The 17,773-nt window shown below is 58.4% G+C and carries 19 protein-coding genes; 8 read left to right on the top strand and 11 right to left on the bottom strand.

What is annotated here, in order from left to right; genetic code table 11:
* The first annotated feature begins 105 nt into the window (after positions 1–105).
* Together yiaB and yiaA are read left to right on the top strand one after the other, a co-directional pair.
* Entirely contained in the window at positions 106–477 is a 372-nt protein-coding gene (gene yiaB, locus L2I46_RS09705; protein ID WP_032454341.1) for an inner membrane protein YiaB, read from the top strand.
* 33 nt (positions 478–510) lie between these two features.
* The gene (gene yiaA / locus L2I46_RS09710) at positions 511–954 is read left to right on the top strand and encodes an inner membrane protein YiaA (RefSeq protein WP_032454340.1); all 444 of its coding nucleotides are present in this window, start codon (positions 511–513) and stop codon (positions 952–954) included.
* A gap of 27 nt (positions 955–981) precedes the next feature.
* Here yiaA and L2I46_RS09715 read toward each other — a convergent pair whose 3' ends face one another.
* On the bottom strand, positions 982–1,977 hold the full coding sequence (locus L2I46_RS09715) for an acyltransferase (RefSeq protein WP_085551482.1): 996 nt from the start codon (positions 1,975–1,977) through the stop codon (positions 982–984).
* A gap of 179 nt (positions 1,978–2,156) precedes the next feature.
* On the opposite strand from L2I46_RS09715, the gene L2I46_RS09720 reads away from it, so the two are divergent.
* The 5 genes from L2I46_RS09720 (at position 2,157) to L2I46_RS09740 (ending at position 7,973) form a co-directional block, all read left to right on the top strand.
* Complete coding sequence (locus tag L2I46_RS09720; RefSeq protein ID WP_072096573.1) at positions 2,157–2,456, top strand: YsaB family lipoprotein; 300 nt, start codon at positions 2,157–2,159, stop codon at positions 2,454–2,456.
* 127 nt (positions 2,457–2,583) lie between these two features.
* A complete protein-coding gene (gene glyQ / locus L2I46_RS09725) occupies positions 2,584–3,495 on the top strand; it encodes a glycine--tRNA ligase subunit alpha (RefSeq protein WP_023291326.1) in 912 nt (303 codons plus the stop codon).
* Positions 3,496–3,504: 9 nt separating this feature from the next.
* Positions 3,505–5,574, top strand: a complete 2,070-nt coding sequence (gene glyS, locus L2I46_RS09730; RefSeq protein WP_023291325.1) for a glycine--tRNA ligase subunit beta — start codon at positions 3,505–3,507, stop codon at positions 5,572–5,574.
* A gap of 325 nt (positions 5,575–5,899) precedes the next feature.
* Positions 5,900–6,052 carry a type I toxin-antitoxin system toxin HokA gene (gene hokA, locus L2I46_RS09735; protein WP_032454338.1) on the top strand — a complete coding sequence of 51 codons (153 nt, stop codon included), beginning with the start codon at positions 5,900–5,902 and terminating at the stop codon, positions 6,050–6,052.
* A 301-nt stretch (positions 6,053–6,353) separates the two neighbouring features.
* The gene (locus L2I46_RS09740) at positions 6,354–7,973 is read left to right on the top strand and encodes an ATP-binding cassette domain-containing protein (protein ID WP_236947809.1); all 1,620 of its coding nucleotides are present in this window, start codon (positions 6,354–6,356) and stop codon (positions 7,971–7,973) included.
* Positions 7,974–8,071: 98 nt separating this feature from the next.
* On the opposite strand, the gene cspE is transcribed toward L2I46_RS09740, so the two are convergent.
* The 4 genes from cspE to L2I46_RS09760 all read right to left on the bottom strand — a co-directional run bounded on the left by cspE (position 8,072) and on the right by L2I46_RS09760 (position 10,707).
* A complete protein-coding gene (gene cspE / locus L2I46_RS09745; protein WP_000014594.1) occupies positions 8,072–8,284 on the bottom strand; it encodes a transcription antiterminator/RNA stability regulator CspE in 213 nt (70 codons plus the stop codon).
* A 252-nt stretch (positions 8,285–8,536) separates the two neighbouring features.
* The gene (locus tag L2I46_RS09750; protein WP_064183530.1) at positions 8,537–8,827 is read right to left on the bottom strand and encodes an HTH-type transcriptional regulator; all 291 of its coding nucleotides are present in this window, start codon (positions 8,825–8,827) and stop codon (positions 8,537–8,539) included.
* A 244-nt stretch (positions 8,828–9,071) separates the two neighbouring features.
* Positions 9,072–10,427 carry an MFS transporter gene (locus tag L2I46_RS09755; protein WP_023291321.1) on the bottom strand — a complete coding sequence of 452 codons (1,356 nt, stop codon included), beginning with the start codon at positions 10,425–10,427 and terminating at the stop codon, positions 9,072–9,074.
* Positions 10,420–10,707, bottom strand: coding sequence for a hypothetical protein (locus L2I46_RS09760; protein WP_064158052.1), 288 nt, complete (start codon positions 10,705–10,707; stop codon positions 10,420–10,422). The genes L2I46_RS09755 and L2I46_RS09760 overlap by 8 nt, the downstream gene beginning before the upstream one ends.
* Positions 10,708–10,867: 160 nt before the next feature.
* Between L2I46_RS09760 and L2I46_RS09765 the strand changes: the two genes are divergently transcribed.
* On the top strand, positions 10,868–11,578 hold the full coding sequence (locus L2I46_RS09765) for a DUF3053 domain-containing protein (RefSeq protein WP_002921929.1): 711 nt from the start codon (positions 10,868–10,870) through the stop codon (positions 11,576–11,578).
* Between the two features lie 108 nt (positions 11,579–11,686).
* Here L2I46_RS09765 and ghrB read toward each other — a convergent pair whose 3' ends face one another.
* The 6 genes from ghrB to L2I46_RS09795 all read right to left on the bottom strand — a co-directional run bounded on the left by ghrB (position 11,687) and on the right by L2I46_RS09795 (position 17,650).
* Positions 11,687–12,658, bottom strand: coding sequence for a glyoxylate/hydroxypyruvate reductase GhrB (gene ghrB, locus L2I46_RS09770; protein ID WP_023291320.1), 972 nt, complete (start codon positions 12,656–12,658; stop codon positions 11,687–11,689).
* A gap of 24 nt (positions 12,659–12,682) precedes the next feature.
* Positions 12,683–13,963, bottom strand: a complete 1,281-nt coding sequence (locus L2I46_RS09775; protein WP_004205006.1) for an MFS transporter — start codon at positions 13,961–13,963, stop codon at positions 12,683–12,685.
* A 104-nt stretch (positions 13,964–14,067) separates the two neighbouring features.
* Positions 14,068–15,003, bottom strand: coding sequence for a sugar kinase (locus L2I46_RS09780; RefSeq protein WP_048326019.1), 936 nt, complete (start codon positions 15,001–15,003; stop codon positions 14,068–14,070).
* A 3-nt stretch (positions 15,004–15,006) separates the two neighbouring features.
* Positions 15,007–15,756 (bottom strand): sugar phosphate isomerase/epimerase family protein, encoded by a 750-nt coding sequence (locus L2I46_RS09785; RefSeq protein WP_023291319.1) that lies wholly within the window; start codon positions 15,754–15,756, stop codon positions 15,007–15,009.
* 111 nt (positions 15,757–15,867) lie between these two features.
* Positions 15,868–16,884: a LacI family DNA-binding transcriptional regulator gene (locus L2I46_RS09790; RefSeq protein WP_023291318.1), complete on the bottom strand. Its 1,017-nt coding sequence runs from the start codon at positions 16,882–16,884 to the stop codon at positions 15,868–15,870.
* Positions 16,885–16,987: 103 nt separating this feature from the next.
* The gene (locus L2I46_RS09795) at positions 16,988–17,650 is read right to left on the bottom strand and encodes an OmpA family lipoprotein (RefSeq protein WP_023291317.1); all 663 of its coding nucleotides are present in this window, start codon (positions 17,648–17,650) and stop codon (positions 16,988–16,990) included.
* Positions 17,651–17,773: the final 123 nt, after the last annotated feature.

A 17,773-nucleotide genomic window follows, 5' to 3' on the forward strand; every position in this document is an offset into this window, starting at 1 on the left:
AAAAAGCGTATTTGTTTATTCCGAAATCTCCGTTTGGCCGTGCGTAACCTGAGGCATCGCCGGGGGAGTCGGTCATAATCAGCCCCTGTCGACCAGGGAGGTGAGATGAACACAAAACGCAATATTGCCAGGGTGATGATGGCAGCAGGATCGCTGGTTTATCTGCTCGGTATCTGGCGAACCTGCCCGTTGTTTAGCGGTAAAGGTTATTTTCTCGGCGTACTGGTGATGGGGATGTTTGCCGTCCTCGCCCATCAGCGCGCCAGACGGTGGCAGGAACAGGACGACGGTTTTATTGCCTTATGCCGGTTGGTGCTGCTGCTATCGGTCGGCCTGCTGCTGGTGGGCGCCTGGTATGTGCCGGCAGGCTGGCATGAAAAAGCCGTCTATATCGCGGCATGGTTTGTCTGCTTATATGGCGCATCGGCAACCCCCGAACGGATCCGCGTCGCCTGCGCGATGCAAAAAACGGAATAAGCGCCATCCGTGGGCGCGTAAGAGGTAAAAGTAATGGAAAACAAGCACGCGACGTATTCTCCGGCCTTTCATTTAATCTCCTGGATTGCCCTGATCGGCGGCATCGCCACCTATCTGGTCGGCCTGTGGAATGCGGATATGCAGTTGAATGAAAAAGGCTATTATTTTGCTGTCCTGGTGCTGGGGCTGTTTGCCGCAGCGTCTTATCAGAAGACGGTGCGCGATAAATATGAAGCCATTCCGACCACCGCGCTGTACTACACCACCTGTCTGGTGGCCTTCGTCATCGCCGTTGGCCTGCTGGTTATCGGGTTGTGGAATGCCAGTCTGCTGCTCAGCGAGAAAGGGTTCTATGGACTGGCGTACTTTTTGAGCCTGTTTGGCGCCGTTGCGGTGCAGAAAAACGTGCGTGATGCCTGGGACCCGACCCGTGTAAGAGAGCCTCTCAGCGTGCCGGAAGAGGGGCCTGAACTGTGAGTCGGGCCCGCTCTCGGCGGCAGGTCGTTAACTGACCAGCCGCCGGCTATCAACCCGCTGCACCAGGCCGGACAGCAGCAGGCTGCCGAGCAGGGCGGCGCTGAAAATCCACACAATATCCAGCAGCGGCCAGCGGCTCAGTTCCAGATGGCTGGCGCGCAGCGCATGCACAATCAGGGCATGGAAGCCGTAAATTCCCAGAGAATGACGTGCAATACATTCGATACCGGGCAGGGGACGCGCGTTCAGCCAGTTTTTGGCGAGCGTCAGCAGGGCGACCGCGCAAACGAACACCGCCGGCCCGCAGTAGAGATACCAGGTGTCGCCGAAGTCTCCGCGCCAGCGCAGCTCATGCAGCGTGCCGCGGGAGATGACCCACACGGCGGCGAGGAACAGCGCGGCGCAGAGCGGGCTCAGCCATTTTTTATCGGTATCCAGGGTGCCAATGGCCCTGCCCAGCACGCCGTAGAGCACGTAATAAAAGGTGTCGCCATTGATATAGAGGTTGACCGGCAGCCACTCAATCCCGGCGGCTTTGACGCCAACCATGTTGGGGTTGGCCAGAATGCCGAGGATCGCCATCAGCGCCAGCAGCATTTTGCCGTTGACGGATTTAACCTGAATAAGCGGCGAGAGCAGATAGATAACGGCGATAGCAAAGAAAAACCACAGGTGGTAGAAGACAGGCTTCTGCAGCAAATTCTTTAACGACAGCTCGACGTTGATATGGGTAAACAGCGCGATATACAGCAGAGACAGCGCGCTATAGAAAGCAATGCACAGGCCAATCCGCCAGAAATGGCGCGGCTGGGCGCTGCGTTCCCCAAAAAACAGATACCCCGAGATCATAAAAAACAGCGGTACGCTGACGCGGGAAGCGGAATTGAGCAGATTGGCGATATCCCATTGCAGCAGGGTAATCGCATGCGGATGAGTGATATACCAGCTGGTACTGTGGATCATCACCACCATCATGCAGGCAATGCCGCGCAGGTTGGTGATCCAGTGTATCTTTTCTTGCATCAGTCCCTCAAAGTCTACTGGCGATATAAGGTCTGACCCGCCTTATGCCCCGGTGTCGCACGAGATTAGTCTGAGTTTTTGATCACAGACTTGTCGCTGTTTCATGATATTCGCAAAATACCTGTAATACTGGATCTTTGCGATAACAACTTGCTGACAAGGCGGTGGAGGAGAACGTGGTGAAAGGTGTCGTTTCCATAATGCTGGCGCTGCTCCTTGCGGGCTGCAGCGAGACCGTTTCCCCGCCGGCGCAAAAGGCGCAGCGCGCGCATATTACACCGCAAACTACGCTCAATATGGCGCAGCTTTGCAAGGATCAGGCCGCTATCCGCTATAACACGCAAACGCAGTTAGTTGACGTGAACCATCTTGAACAATTCCAGGCGAGCTATGAGCTGTCGGGTCGTACCGGCAAGAATGAACGTTTCATCTGTTCCTTTGACCCCGACGGCCAGTTTATGCATCTTTCGATGCGCTGAATCGACCCCGCCTGGCGTAAATTTCGTCCGTTTTCCTGAAACTACGCCGTTTCGTACTGTATATCTCGCAGCCAGCGGGTATACTGACTCCTTCCTTTAAATCCACACGTATCCAGCACGAAATCATATGCAAAAGTTTGATACCAGGACCTTCCAGGGCCTGATCCTGACCTTACAGGATTACTGGGCTCGTCAGGGCTGCACCATTGTTCAACCACTGGACATGGAAGTCGGCGCCGGCACCTCTCACCCGATGACCTGCCTGCGCGCGTTAGGGCCGGAGCCGATGGCGACCGCCTACGTACAGCCTTCCCGTCGTCCAACCGATGGCCGCTATGGCGAAAACCCGAACCGTTTACAGCATTACTATCAGTTCCAGGTGGTGATTAAGCCTTCTCCGGACAACATCCAGGAGCTGTACCTCGGGTCGCTGAAAGAGCTGGGTATGGACCCGACCATTCACGACATTCGCTTCGTCGAAGACAACTGGGAAAACCCGACGCTGGGGGCCTGGGGTCTGGGTTGGGAAGTGTGGCTCAACGGCATGGAAGTGACGCAGTTCACCTACTTCCAGCAGGTGGGCGGCCTGGAGTGTAAGCCGGTGACCGGCGAGATCACCTACGGCCTGGAGCGTCTGGCGATGTATATCCAGGGCGTCGACAGCGTCTACGACCTGGTCTGGAGCGATGGCCCGCTGGGTAAAACCACTTACGGCGACGTGTTCCACCAGAACGAAGTGGAGCAGTCCACCTATAACTTCGAATACGCCGACGTCGATTTCCTCTTCTCCTGCTTCGAGCAGTATGAGAAAGAGGCCCAGCATCTGCTGGCGCTGGAGACCCCGCTGCCGCTGCCGGCCTACGAGCGCATTCTGAAAGCGGCTCACAGCTTCAACCTGCTGGATGCGCGTAAAGCCATCTCCGTCACCGAGCGTCAGCGCTATATCCTGCGCATTCGCACCCTGACGAAAGCCGTGGCGGAAGCGTACTACGCTTCCCGTGAAGCGCTCGGCTTCCCGATGTGCAACAAGAATAAATAAGAGGCGGCCATGTCTGAGAATACTTTTCTGGTGGAAATCGGCACTGAAGAGCTGCCACCAAAAGCGCTGCGCAGCCTGGCGGAATCTTTTGCTGCGAACGTGACCGCGGAGCTGGATAACGCCGGCCTCGCGCACGGTAAAGTGGAATGGTTTGCCGCCCCGCGTCGTCTGGCGCTGAAGGTGGCTAACCTGGCGGCGGCGCAAGCCGATCGCGAAGTGGAAAAACGCGGCCCGGCCGTTGCCCAGGCGTTCGATGCCGAAGGCAAGCCAAGCAAAGCGGCCGAAGGCTGGGCGCGCGGCTGCGGTATTACCGTCGATCAGGCCGAACGTCTGACTACGGACAAAGGCGAGTGGCTGCTGTATCGCGCCCATGTGAAGGGCGAAAGCACCGAAGCGCTGCTGCCGAACATGATTGCCAGCTCGCTGGCGAAGCTGCCGATCCCGAAACTGATGCGCTGGGGCGCGTCTGACGTCCACTTCGTGCGCCCGGTTCACACCGTCACGCTGCTGCTGGGCGACAAGGTGATCCCGGCTACTATCCTCGGTATCCCGTCCGATCGCGTGATCCGCGGCCATCGCTTTATGGGCGAGCCGGAATTCACCATCGACCATGCCGACCAGTACCCGCAGATCCTGCTGGAGCGCGGTAAAGTCATCGCCGATTACGAACAGCGTAAAGCCAAAATCAAAGCCGATGCGGAAGAGGCGGCGCGTAAGATTGGCGGTCAAGCCGATCTGAGCGAAAGCCTGCTGGAAGAAGTCACCTCGCTGGTGGAATGGCCGGTGGTGCTGACGGCGAAGTTCGAAGAAAAATTCCTCGCGGTACCGTCTGAAGCGCTGGTTTACACCATGAAGGGCGACCAGAAGTACTTCCCGGTTTACGACAACGCCGGTAAGCTGCTGCCGAACTTCATCTTCGTCGCCAACATCGAGTCGAAAGATCCGCAGCAGATCATCTCCGGTAACGAGAAGGTGGTCCGTCCGCGTCTGGCCGACGCCGAGTTCTTCTTCAACACCGACCGTAAAAAACGTCTGGAAGACAACCTGCCGCGTCTGGAAACCGTGCTGTTCCAGCAGCAGCTGGGTACGCTGCGCGACAAGACCGATCGCATTCAGGCGCTGGCGGGCTGGATTGCCGAGCAGATTGGCGCTGACGTGAACCACGCGACCCGCGCGGGCCTGCTGTCCAAGTGCGACCTGATGACCAACATGGTCTTCGAGTTCACCGACACCCAGGGCGTGATGGGGATGCACTACGCGCGCCACGATGGCGAAGCGGAAGATGTGGCCGTGGCGCTGAACGAACAGTATCAGCCGCGCTTTGCCGGCGACGCGCTGCCGTCTAACCCGGTGGCCTGCGCGGTGGCGATTGCCGATAAGATGGACACCCTCGCGGGTATCTTCGGTATCGGCCAGCACCCGAAAGGCGATAAAGACCCGTTTGCGCTGCGCCGCGCCGCGCTGGGCGTCCTGCGTATCATCGTCGAGAAGAACCTGAACCTCGATCTGCAAACGCTGACCGAAGAAGCGGTGCGTCTGTACGGTGAGAAGCTGACCAACGCCAACGTGGTTGATGACGTGATCGACTTTATGCTGGGCCGCTTCCGCGCCTGGTATCAGGACGAAGGCTACGGCGTCGACACTATCCAGGCGGTACTGGCGCGTCGTCCAACCCGCCCGGCGGATTTCGATGCGCGCATGAAAGCCGTATCGCACTTCCGTACCCTGGAAGAGTCCTCTGCGCTGGCGGCGGCGAACAAACGTGTCTCCAACATCCTCGCGAAATCCGACGAGACGCTGAACGACATCGTTCACGCTTCCGTGCTGAAAGAAGCGGCGGAAATTAAGCTGGCGGGCAATCTGGTGGTGCTGCGCGACAAGCTGCAGCCGTACTTCGCCGCAGGCCGCTATCAGGATGCGCTGATTGAGCTGGCCGCCCTGCGCGAGCCGGTGGATGAGTTCTTCGAAAACGTGATGGTCAACGCCGAAGACAAAGATGTCCGCATCAACCGTCTGACGCTGCTGTCCAAACTGCGTGAACTGTTCCTGCAGGTGGCGGATATTTCTCTGCTGCAGTAAGCGTATCGGTAATAAAAAAACCTGCCTCAGGGCAGGTTTTTTTATACCTGAAATATAAGTGGTCGAACCGCTAATAATTCAGGCGTTGATATTTTCATTATTTTCATTGATCAATAAAAAATATTTTAAGAATATATAAACATAATTCCGCAAGTTATTTACGCTAGAATGGCGGCGGGTGCTTGAGACTGTGTGTCTCAGGTATTCAGCGGGAGACAGACAGAGAAAAGCCCCACCTGATAGTCATCAAAGTGAGGCTCCCCTAATGCATAAACACCATAAGCGTAGCCTCTTACTTGTTGAAAATCAACACGGTAGGCGAGGAGTGTCGCGAAAGTATCTGTTGTTTGGCTTAATAGTGATTTGCTTCACTGTTTTATTATTGACCTGGATGGTTCGTGATTCGCTATGTGAATTACAGCTCAGGCAGGGAAATAGTGAGCTGGTGGCATTCTTAGCCTGTGATAGTAAACAGTAAGAGCATCTGGCGGGGATCTATCCCCACTATGCTTGCAGTGTCAGGCATTCTCAATGCACCCTTTCATTGTTCACCAAATAAATCATTTGCCTCCTGATATCAGGAGGCCTTTTTATTTTTAAACGATTGTTGAATTAAACGGGCTTGAAATTCATAGCGGAGTGTGGCTATCCTATGCCCCGACGAATCCCTCGTCTCACTGGAGCGCGCCCTACAAATGAACAAACACGACTGATGAACTTCACGCCTTACCTCGCAGACGTTGCGGGTAGGGGAGTATTGATTTCATTCAGGAGTGCTTATGGCTCATTGCGCCCACATCCCCGCTTTTGTTTTACATCAGGTCACCTGTCAGTTTGCGACGGGGCAGACCCTGTTTGGTCCTCTCAACGTCTCGCTGGAACCGTCCCTTTGCGGTCTGGTCGGCCGGAACGGCGTCGGTAAGTCGCGTCTGTTGCGCCTGCTGGCGGGCCTGGATTCTCCTGCCGGTGGCCATATCGAGCGCGCGGCTTCCATTGCCTGGGTGGCGCAGCAGCCGACGCTTACGCCGGAGACCACCCTCGCTACGCTGCTGGGCTATGCGCCGGTCTTTGACGCCTTGTACCGCCTTGAACAGGGTCATGGACTGGCCGACGATTTCGAGCTATTGGATGGCCACTGGGATCTCCCCGATCGGCTGAGTTTAGCTTTCCGTGATGCCGGTCTCCCGCCGTTCTCTGCCGATCGTCCCGCTTTTTCACTCAGCGGCGGCGAGCGGATGAAGGCCCTGCTGTGCGGCGCCTTTGTTTCGAGCGCCGATTATCTGCTGCTGGATGAGCCCACCAACCATCTGGACAGTGAGGGGCGAGAGTGGCTCTATCAGCAACTGGAAAACTGGCACGGCGGAGCTTTGATCGCCAGCCACGATCGTCAACTGCTGGCGCGGATGCCGAGGATCATCGAGCTGACGCCGACGGCGCTGCGCAGCTACGGCGGCAACTATGACGAATATCAGCGGCAGCGCGAGGCGGAGCAGCAGGCCGCGCGCGCGGCGCTGGACCATGCGACGACCGAGCGGCGACGCACCCGCGCGCGAATGCAAAAAGAGCATGATGCTGCCCAGCGGCGCTCGGCGCAGACACTGCGTACCGTTGATACCCTGAATATCGCCTCTTTCGAACGCGTGAAGTACAAAGGCGCGGCAAAAGAGCGTCCGGAAACGCTGCGCCGTCAGCATCGTGAACAGAACAGCAGTCTGAATGGCGCGGTGCAGCAGGCGCGAGAGCGGGTGGAAGAGGATACGCCGGTGATGTTCACCCTGCCAGGCAGCGAAGTGGCGGCGGGCAAGCAGGTGCTGGTCGTGGAAGCATTGCAGCTCGCCCATTCCCCCGCTGCGCCGCTGGACTGGCGCATGGATGGTCCGATGCGCGTTGCGCTGCGAGGGCCGAACGGCTGCGGCAAAACTACCTTGCTGAAAACGCTGCTGGGGCTGGAGCAGGCCGCCTCAGGCGATGTCCGGCTGTCGGTGAGCGCCGCTTATCTGGATCAACATCTGACGCAGCTGGATCTGTCGTTATCGGTGATAACGCATCTGAGCCTGGACGATACTCCGCTGGATGAGGGGCTGCTGCGGACCCGTCTGGCGCAGCTGCAGCTGGGCGCCGATAAGGTCAACCTGCCGCTGGCGGCGCTCAGCGGCGGCGAACGCCTGAAAGCGGCCCTGGCCTGCGTACTCTGGCGACGCGATCCGGCCCAGCTGCTGTTGCTCGATGAGCCGACCAACCATCTCGATTTAGCGTCGACACAGGCCATTGAGTGTGCGCTGGCGACGTTTCCCGGCGCGTTGGTGGTGGTGTCGCATGACGAGGCGTTTCTGCAGGGGTTGAAACTCACCCACAGCCTGACGTGGGGGGAAACGGGCTGGCACGATACCCGACTCTGAATGCCCGGCAGCCGCCATCGTATGCTGGCGGCGGCTGGCGACAGATAAAAAAAATCCCCGCCATCAGGCAGGGATTCTCGATTCTTAGCGGCTTGAACTTACAGAGAAGTTACGTTGCCAGCTGCCGGGCCTTTAGCGCCGCTTTCGATGGTGAAGGAGACTTTCTGACCTTCGTCCAGGGATTTGTAGCCATCGTTCTGGATAGCAGAGAAGTGTACGAACACGTCTTTAGAGCCATCGTCAGGAGTGATGAAGCCGAAGCCTTTGTCAGCGTTGAACCATTTTACGATACCAGTCATTTTACCGGACATAGTGAATTACCTTTAAAAAAATAAGTGAGCCTTGCGGCGTAGCGGTCTGGACTACAGATTTAAAGCGATAAAGGGAAAGTTCACTACGGGGGTATCTTTGGATAACCTTAGAAGGACTGCTCTATTCGACTGCTCTGTGGTCTGTACATCAAACCTGCGAGCATTAACGCACGTTCAGCACCTGATAGCAAACTTTTTTTTACGGCGCAGTGGCAAAAGCTCCCTTACTGGCCCTTGCCGCTGCGCGCTGGATTAATCGAGTAACTGTCTTGAAAGCTGCGGATTGGCCTGAATCAGGCGCATTAATTTCAGCTCTGTGGGGGACGGTCTTACCCGTCTCGACTCCCACTCTCTTACCATGGCGACGCTCACGCCCATGGCGTTGGCGAAGTCGTCAATCTTAAGTCCAGTGCCTTTACGCAGCTGTTCAAATTCACTAAACACAGTGGACTTACGGTTTGAGGTAAGTGTCTGATTATCTTCCTTAAAAACGATGTGTTCCAGGCTGCTCAGCAGTTCAAACACGGGATCTTTATATTCCATTGAGAACTCCTTTTATCACACAGCGGAAGAGATTTTTCTAAAGCTCTTTAAGAATAGTCAGAAAAAGGCGTAAAGGATGGTAACGTCCGTGATTATTTGCCAGCAGGTTATCGAATCGGCCCCGTCAGCCAAACGGCAACGGGGCCTAAGAGAATGATTACTAACGCGATGGCGTAGCTTCGAAAATTTTTGTAAACGGATAAGAAAAAAGCGGCAAAGCCGGCGCGGGCCGCCGGCTTATCGATCAGGCTTTCTGCAGACCTCTCGCGTCCTCTGTCGCCACGGGCGCTGATTTACTGACCCGGTATTTAATCAGCAGCGCGATGGCTGACAGGAACGCCGGGATGGCCAGCAGGGTGAAAATGGTCTCAAAAGAGAGCTGGGCCTGCATCAGGAAGGCGCCGCTGAACGCACCGAGGATCCCGCCGAAGCGGCCGATACCCAGCATCCAGGCGACGCCGGTGGCGCGCCCTTGCGTCGGGTAGAAGCCTGCCGCCAGCGCCGGCATCGACGACTGCGCGCCGTTCATAATACTGCCGGCGATAAACACCATCACTCCCATCAGCGCCAGGCTGCTGGTGGAGAAGCCGACCAGACAGACGAAAACGCCGGTCAGCAGCCAGCCGACGGCCACTACCTTATTGGGGTTGATCTTGTCCATCAGGGCGCCAAGGATCAGCACGCCAATTCCGCCGCCGAGCGGGAACAGAGCGGTGATAATGGAGGCCTGACTCATCGATGCGCCGGTTTCACGGATCAGCAGCGGCAGCCAGCTGGTCAGGAGATAGAAGATCAGCAGACCCATGAAGTAGGTCAGGCACAGCATCACGGTACCCACTGCGTAGCGCGGGGAGAAAATGACGCCGATAGCCGACTTCTCTTTCACCTGGCCTGCTTCGCGCAGCTCAAATTCCACCGCCTCCGGCAGCGGCGCGATACGCCGCAGGATGGCGGCAATGCGCTGCGCCGGCTGACGCTTCACCACCAGATAGCGGGCGGACTCCGGCAGCAGGAAAATTAAAGCCACCGCCAGCAGGAGAGGCATCACGCCGCCCAGCACCAGCACGCTCTGCCAGCCATAGTGCGGGATCATCCAGGCGGATAAAAAGCCGCCCAGCGACGATCCCATCGGAAAGCCGACGAACATCAGGTTCACCAGCAGCGCCCGACGGCGCTCCGGCGCATATTCGCTCATTAACGTGGCGGCATTGGGCATCGCTGCGCCAAGGCCCAGGCCGGTCAGAAAGCGCAGCAGCGTCAGTTGGTTAAGGCTGGTGGCAAAGGCGGTGAGCAGGCTGAATCCGCCGAACACCACGATCGACATAATCAGCACTTTCTTGCGGCCGATACGATCAGCCAGCGGTCCCGCGGTTAACGCGCCGACGGCCAGGCCCACCAGCGCAGCGCTCATCACCGGGCCGAGGGCGGATTTTTCCACGCCCCACTCCTGGACCAGGTCGGAGGCGATGAATCCGATGATCGCGGTGTCGAACCCGTCCATCGCGACGGTGATGAAGCAGAGCGCGAGGATCATCCACTGGTAGCGGGTGAAGGGGTGCTCGTTGATAAAGGCCTGAATGTCGATGGTTGTCTTAGTCATACGGCTTTCCTGGCAGACTGAGCGAGGGACAGAGGTTTGTTATTATCGTCGCCTTCGCGTCATTGAGTTTGATTTGTGCGATAATCGAACGCATCGCCGTTAATCGCTCATTCATCAAATCATTGAAGCGCTGACCAGGCAATCCGGGCGCGCGCCAAAGCGTGCGATTATCGTCCGCTTCCGGGCGAGGCGCCGGTTGATGGATTTTTTGTTTAAAGAATATCAATAAATTACGTGATATGCGTCGGCCTGATTTAAAGCGCATATTTGTGATGCGCATAACAGACGCGCCAGGCGGCGATAGCGGCGTATGGAATGGCGTTTTTCCTGCGTAAGATTAGCAGTAAAAGGTATCCTGCGAGGCCGAGCTGGACTATCCTTGTCAGCGTCTGGCACGTGTGTGTCTTTGTGCGCTTTTTTTGGCTGAAAGGAGTAAAAAAATGGCGACAGGAAAGTCCTGCTCTCGCTGGTTTGCGGCTATGGCGGCCTTATTAATGGTGGTTAGCCTGAGTGGGTGTTTTGATAAAGAGGGCGATCAGCGCAAAGCGTTTATCGACTTCCTGCAGAATACGGCGATGCGTAGCGGTGAACGACTGCCGACGCTGACCGCCGATCAGAAAAAACAGTTTGGGCCGTTTGTCTCTGACTACGCGGTGATCTACGGCTACTCGCAGCAGGTGAGCCAGGCGATGGACGCTGGTCTGCGCCCGGTGGTGGATAGCGTCAATGCGATCCGCGTTCCGCAGGACTATATGACCCAGCGCGAGCCGCTGCGTCAGGCGAACGGCGCGCTGGGCGTGCTCAGCCAGCAGCTGCAGAATGCCAAAATGCAGGCTGATGCCGCGCATGGCGCTCTGAAGCAGGCTGACGATCTCAAGCCGGTCTTCGATCAGGTATACGCCAAGGTCGTCACCGCGCCAGCCGACGCGCTGCAGCCGCTGATCCCGGCCGCGCAGATCTTTACCCAGCAGCTGGTTCAGGTGGGGGATTTTGTCGCTCAGCAGGGGACCCAGGTGAGCTTTGTGGCCAACGGCATTCAGTTCCCGACCTCGCAGCAGGCCAGCCAGTATAATGCGCTGATTGGGCCGCTGGCGGCGCAGCATCAGGCGTTTAATCAGGCATGGACGGCGGCGGTGAACGCCACCCGCTAATGCCCCGTCTGGCTGACGTGAGCTGCGGCGAACGGGCTGGATGACGGACAGAATGCAAAAAGAACCCGGGGAGGGCGATGGCCGCCGCTACCCGGGTTTTTTTATGGCTTATTTTACCTGCGGATTGACGCAGTTTTTCTCGACCTTGCCGTTCAGGGCATCGATCAGGTTATCCACCGCGCAGGCCGCCATGTTGTAGCGCGTCTCATGGGTGGCGGAGCCGATATGCGGCAGCGCGACGACGTTCGGCAGGCTCAGCAGCGGCGAATCTTTAGCCAGCGGCTCGTGCTCGAAGACATCAAGGCCGGCAGCGTGAATCTCCCCCGCCTGCAGGGCGGCGATTAGCGCCTGCTCATCGACCACCGGGCCGCGCCCGGCGTTAATAAAGATGGCGGAAGACTTCATTTTGGCGAACTGCGCCTGACCGAACAGATGGTGGGTCTCTTCGCTCAGGGGCAGGATCAGGCAGACAAAATCGGCTTCCTGCAGCAGGGTATCGAGATCGCAATAGCGGGCGTTGAAGCGCTCTTCTGCCTGCGGATGCTGGCGGCGCGCGTTGTACAGGATCGGCATGCCGAACCCGAAGTGGGCGCGCTGCGCCAGCGCCATGCCGATGCGGCCCATGCCGACGATACCTAAGGTTTTATGGTGTACGTCGGTGCCGAACCAGTCTGGCCCAATGCTCTTCGTCCACTCGCCCGCTTTGACGCGCTCCGCCACTTCCACCACCCGGCGGGCGGTGCTCAGCACCAGCGCCATGATCGTGTCGGCGACGGTCTCGGTCAGCACGGTCGGGGTATGCATCAGCAGCACCCGGCGGGCGTTCAGCGCCTCGACGTCGAAGTTGTCATAGCCAACGGACACGGTGGAGGTCGCACGCAGCTTCGGCATCTTCTCCAGCAGCGCGGCGTCAACCTTTTCGCTGGAGCCCAGCAGGCCCTCAGCCTGGGCGAAGGCCTCAGCGTGCTGCGAAACGGTCTCCGGCCGCAGGTTTTTCACCTGAGTGACGGAAAAGTGCTCCTCCAGACGCTGTAGCAGGTCGTCGGGAAGCGTTTTATAGAGAATGACAGACGGCTTCATGCGAATCTCCGTAGTGTGAGTCGTTCAGGCGTGATGAGCGCCAAGTGGAAGGTTTTGATTATTAGCAGGCTTAACAATCAAAGTCAGCCATACTGAGGCGAAAAGCGCCACCCCCATAAAAATATAGGAAGCTGCGGGGCTGCCGGTGGCGCCGTTCAGGTAGCCGACAAACCACGAGCCGCAGAAGGAGCCCAGGGCGCCCATGCTGTTGATCAGCGCCATCGCGCCGCCGGCGACGTTGCGTGGCAGCATTTCCGGAATAATGGCGAAGAAGGGGCCGTAAGGCGCATACATTGCCGCACCAGCCACCACCAGCAGGGTGTAAGAGACCCAGAAGTGGTTGGCGCCGACCGCCCAGGAGCCGATGAAGGCCAGTCCGCCAATCAGCAGCAGCGGCCAGACGAACAGTTTACGGTTCTGCATTTTATCGGAGGCCCAGGAGACCACGATCATGGCGATAGTCGCCGCCAGGTACGGAACCGAAGAGAGCCAGCCCACTTCCACCATCCCCATATTTTCGCCGCCGCTGCGGATAATCGACGGCAGCCACAGTACAAAACCGTACACGCCGATGCTCCAGGCAAAGTACTGAGCGCAGAGCAGGATCACGTTGCGGGAGCGGAAGGCCTCGCCATAGTTACGCACCGCTTTGATGCCCTGCTGTTCACGATCCAGTTGTTCCTGCAGCGCGGCTTTTTCACTCTCCGCCAGCCAGGATACCTGCGACGGTTTATCTTTCACCAGCACCCACCAGCAGAAGGCCCAGATCACCGCCGGCACCCCTTCGATGATGAACATTTCCCGCCAGCCGAAGGCCTGAATCAGGTAGCCGGAGACCACCGACATCCACAGGACCGTCACCGGGTTGCCGAGGATCAGGAAGGTATTGGCCCGCGAGCGCTCGGATTTGGTGAACCAGTTGCTGATATAGATCAGCATCGCCGGCATCACCGCCGCTTCGACGACGCCGAGGATAAAGCGAATGGCCGCCAGCGCCGGGATATTATGCACAATCCCGGTCAGGGAGGCGCAGCCGCCCCACAGGATCAGGCAGATAAAGATCAGTTTGCGAACGCTGCGGCGCTCCGCATAGATAGCGCCGGGGATCTGGAAGAAGAAGTAGCCGAGGAAGAACAGGGCCCCCAGCAGGGAGGAGATCCCCTTGGTGATGCCCAGGTCTTCGGTAATGCCTGCCGCGGAGGCGAAGCTGAAGTTGGCGCGGTCGAGGTACGCCAGGCTATACGTGATAAACACGATAGGCATGATGTACCACCAGCGTTTCGTTGCATTTGTTGAGCTATTCATAGGCTTGCCTCTGTCAATGAGGTGACATACGTCCGTCGAAACGGACGCTGCTGTGCCGCGCTGCAGGTAGGGTACAGGACGGCTGTTATGGTTGCGTATAAATGTTATTCGCCCAGCGCGTCGCGGGTGGGCAGCCCCTCGCTGTCGCCCTGGACCTGAATGGCCAGCGAACCGATTTTATTGCCGCGGTTCACCGCCTGAAGCAGGGTTTTGCCTTCCAGCAGGGCGCTAATCACCCCGACGGCAAAGCCATCGCCGGCGCCGACGGTATCGACGACGTTTTCGACTTTGATGGCATCAACCGTTCCCTGTTCGCCGCAGGCGCTCTTGAACCAGGCGCCGTCGCAGCCGGTTTTAATGACCACCGCCTTGACGCCGCGCGAGAGATAGAAATCGGCGATCCCCTCCGGGGTCTGCTGGCCGGTGAGGATGACGCCCTCTTTTAAGCCTGGCAAAACCCAGTCAGCCTGGAAGGCGAGACGGTTGAGTTTCTCCACCATCTCGGCTTCGCTTTTCCACAGCACCGGCCGCAGATTGGGGTCGAAAGAGAGGGTTTTGCCCTCGGCTTTCATGACCTTCGCCGCATGCTCCAGCAGCGCATATGAGCTTTCAGAGAGCGCGGCGGCCACACCGCTCAGGTGCAGATGACGGGCGCTGGTGAAGTAGTCGGCGCGAAAATCGTCCGGCGACAGATGGCTGGCGGCAGAACCTTTACGGAAATATTCCACAATGGGATCGGTTCCATTTTCGACTTTCGATTTCATCTGGAAACCGGTAGCGAAGCGGTTGTCGATGGCGACAGCGTGGCTATCGATCCCCTCTTTCGCCAGCGATTGCAGTACGAAGCGGCCAAAGCTGTCGTTGCCGACGCGGCTGACCCAGCCGACCTTCAGACCCAGGCGCGCCAGGCCGGTGGCGACGTTCAGCTCAGCGCCGGCGACACGTTTCATAAAATGCTCCACCTCGGCCAGATCGCCGGTTTCGGTGGCGACAAACATGGCCATAGCTTCGCCGATGGTGATGACATCTAAATTTTCCACGGCTTATTCCTCGCGTAACAGGTTGACGTAGCGGCGGGTCACGGCCGTCAGGTCATGGCCAGTCAGCGGAAACTCGATTCCACGCGGCGCGTCGGCGGGAAGATTATCGAGCAGGGCCAGCCAGCGGTCGGCGGCCTGATCCGGCGGCACAGCGCGGAATTTCTCCTGATGAGGCTCCGCCGCTTTTACATGAATATAGCTGACCGCCGGCGCAAGATGGCGGGCGGCCTCTTCCGGTGAATCGCCGACCCACAGCCAGTTGCCCATATCAAACGTTAAGGTGATCGGCAGCTGATGGACCCGACAGGCGGCTTTGAAGCGCTGCATCGGCGCCAGCTGGCCGCAGTCGGTCTGGTCATTCTCCACCACCAGCGCCATGCCGCTGTCGCTGAGGATATGGCGCAGTTCGTCGAGCTGCTGGTTGTGGCGGAAATGGCCAAGGGAGAGCTTCAGCCACAGGGCGTTAAGAGTCTGCGCTTCCGCGAGCAGCGTCGGGAGATGCGGGTTAAGCTCGCCGTTGTCGGCGAACAGCGCCTGGGGCGCGGAGTAGCAGGCCAGCAGGCCGTGGCGCTCAATGGCGGCGGCCAGCGTCGGCAGGGCGTTGAGCTCTTCGGCGCTGAACAGCTCGCGGCGGATTTCGACGCCGTCCGCGCCGGCGTCGGCGATAAACGGCAGGACGGCGGCCTGGCCGCCTAAGGATTTAACATGGTCATTACCATACGCAGCGGTAACGACAATAATTTTTCTGGCCATCGCGCTCTTACTCCCGGCGTTTGTTGCTTAATCTCCTTATTACGCTAGATGGTATCGGTTCCATAAGAAAGGGCGAGATGTTTAATTTATGATCGGCATCACGAAGGATCGTTAACGGGAAGTTGATCCGCGGACGATAAGCTCGCCGGAGAAGACCCGCTCGCAGATGGGGTCGTTACTGCCAGCAATGCGCCGAATCACCTGTTCCACCGCCGCGTAGCCGATCTGCCACGTTGGCTGTTTGAGGGTGGTGATGCCGACGCCAGCCAGCTCCGCCCACTCCAGTTCGTCGAAGCCCAGCAGGCCGATATCGCTGCCCCAGATCAGGCCGACGCGCTTCAGGGCGCGGGCTACCTGCAGCGTCAGCGCGCCGTTGGCGGAGATCACCGCTTTGCGCATCCCGCGGTGGCGGGCGTGGAACTGGCGCAGGACGTTGTCCATCATCGCGCCGTCGTTGAGCTGCACTTCGGCGTTTTCGGCCACCACGCCGTGGTGGCGGGTGAGCGTGGCGCGGAAGGCGCTCAGGCGCTCGCGGCGGGTATTGACCGACCCCAGCGGTTCGCTAAGAAACAGGATGGCCTCAAAGCCTTTCTCCACCAGGTGTTCGGTGGCGGTGGTGGCAGCCTGGGCGTTATCAAGCCCGACCACATCGCAGGCGAAATCGGGGATTTTACGGTCAATCAGCACCATCGGCAGGGCCGACTGCTGCAGGCGGTTCAGGCCATCCTCCCGCATGCCGACCGCGTTGACGACGATGCCTTCCACCTGGTAGCTGCGCAGCAGGTCGAGGTAGTGCAGCTCCTGATCCAGCTCGTTATTGGTGTTACACACCAGCAGAGTAAAGCCCTTTTCCCGGCAGGCCGCTTCAATGCCGCTCATAACGTTGACCGAATAGGGGTTGGTGATATCGGCGATGATCAGGCCGATGAGGCGGGTTCGGCCGTGCTTGAGGCCGCGGGCCATCAGGCTGGGGCGGTAGTCGAGTTCGGCAATGGCTTGTTCAATACGTGATAACAGATCGTCGGAAAGCAGATGCTTCTCGCCGTTAAGATACCGTGAAATGCTGGTTTTGCCGGTCTTTGCGGCTTTCGCCACATCGCTAATGGTTGCACGCGCCGCTTTCGCCATGGTGGCTTCCTTTGCTGAAAATCTGCCAACACCTTAGCGCGAAAAATAGCGATATCAAGCATTTTGCCCGGCAGAGGCGCGGCCGGGCAACATGAGGATGCGCTTATTGCAGCGGGCTGAGGGTGATTTCCACGCGACGGTTCTGCGCCTTGCCTTCCGCCGTGCTGTTGCTGGCGATGGGGTTCGCCGGGCCCATGCCGGTGGTGCGAATGCGGTTGGCCGCCACGCCCTGGGTGATCAGCGCGCTGGCGACGCTGTCAGCACGCTGCTGCGACAGACGCATATTCAGGTCCTTACTGCCGGTGCTGTCGGTGTAGCCGACGACGTTAACGGCGGTTTTCTCATACTCTTTCAGCACCATGGCCACGCCGGTCAGGGTGTTGGCGCCGGCCGGTTTCAGGTTGGCGCTGTTGCTGTCGAAAGTGACGTTATTCGGCATGTTCAGCACGATGTTGTCACCATTTCGCGTCACGCTGACCCCGGTTCCCTGCATTTTGTCGCGCAGCTTCGCTTCCTGCACGTCCATGTAGTAGCCAATGCCGCCGCCCAGCGCCGCGCCTGCCGCTGCGCCAATCAGCGCGCCTTTGCCGCGGTCGTGTTTGGAGGAGGAAAGCGCGCCGACGCCAGCGCCCACTAAGGAGCCAATACCTGCGCCAATACCGGATTTGCCAGCTTCACGCTCACCGGTATAGGGGTTGGTGGTGCAGCCGGAAACGGCCAGGGTGCCGCTGACCAGAGCCGCAATCATAAGTACGCGTTTTTTCATTTAATGTCCTTAATCCTTTTTATTCTTTGCCACAGCGAACGTGACGGTTGATTATGACGCGCGAATACGTAGAAAATTCCCCGCATACCATCTCATTTTGTAAATAACATTGAACGGCGTCGA

Source organism: Klebsiella sp. 2019SCSN059 (assembly GCF_021739525.1).
Taxonomy (GTDB): domain Bacteria; phylum Pseudomonadota; class Gammaproteobacteria; order Enterobacterales; family Enterobacteriaceae; genus Klebsiella; species Klebsiella quasipneumoniae.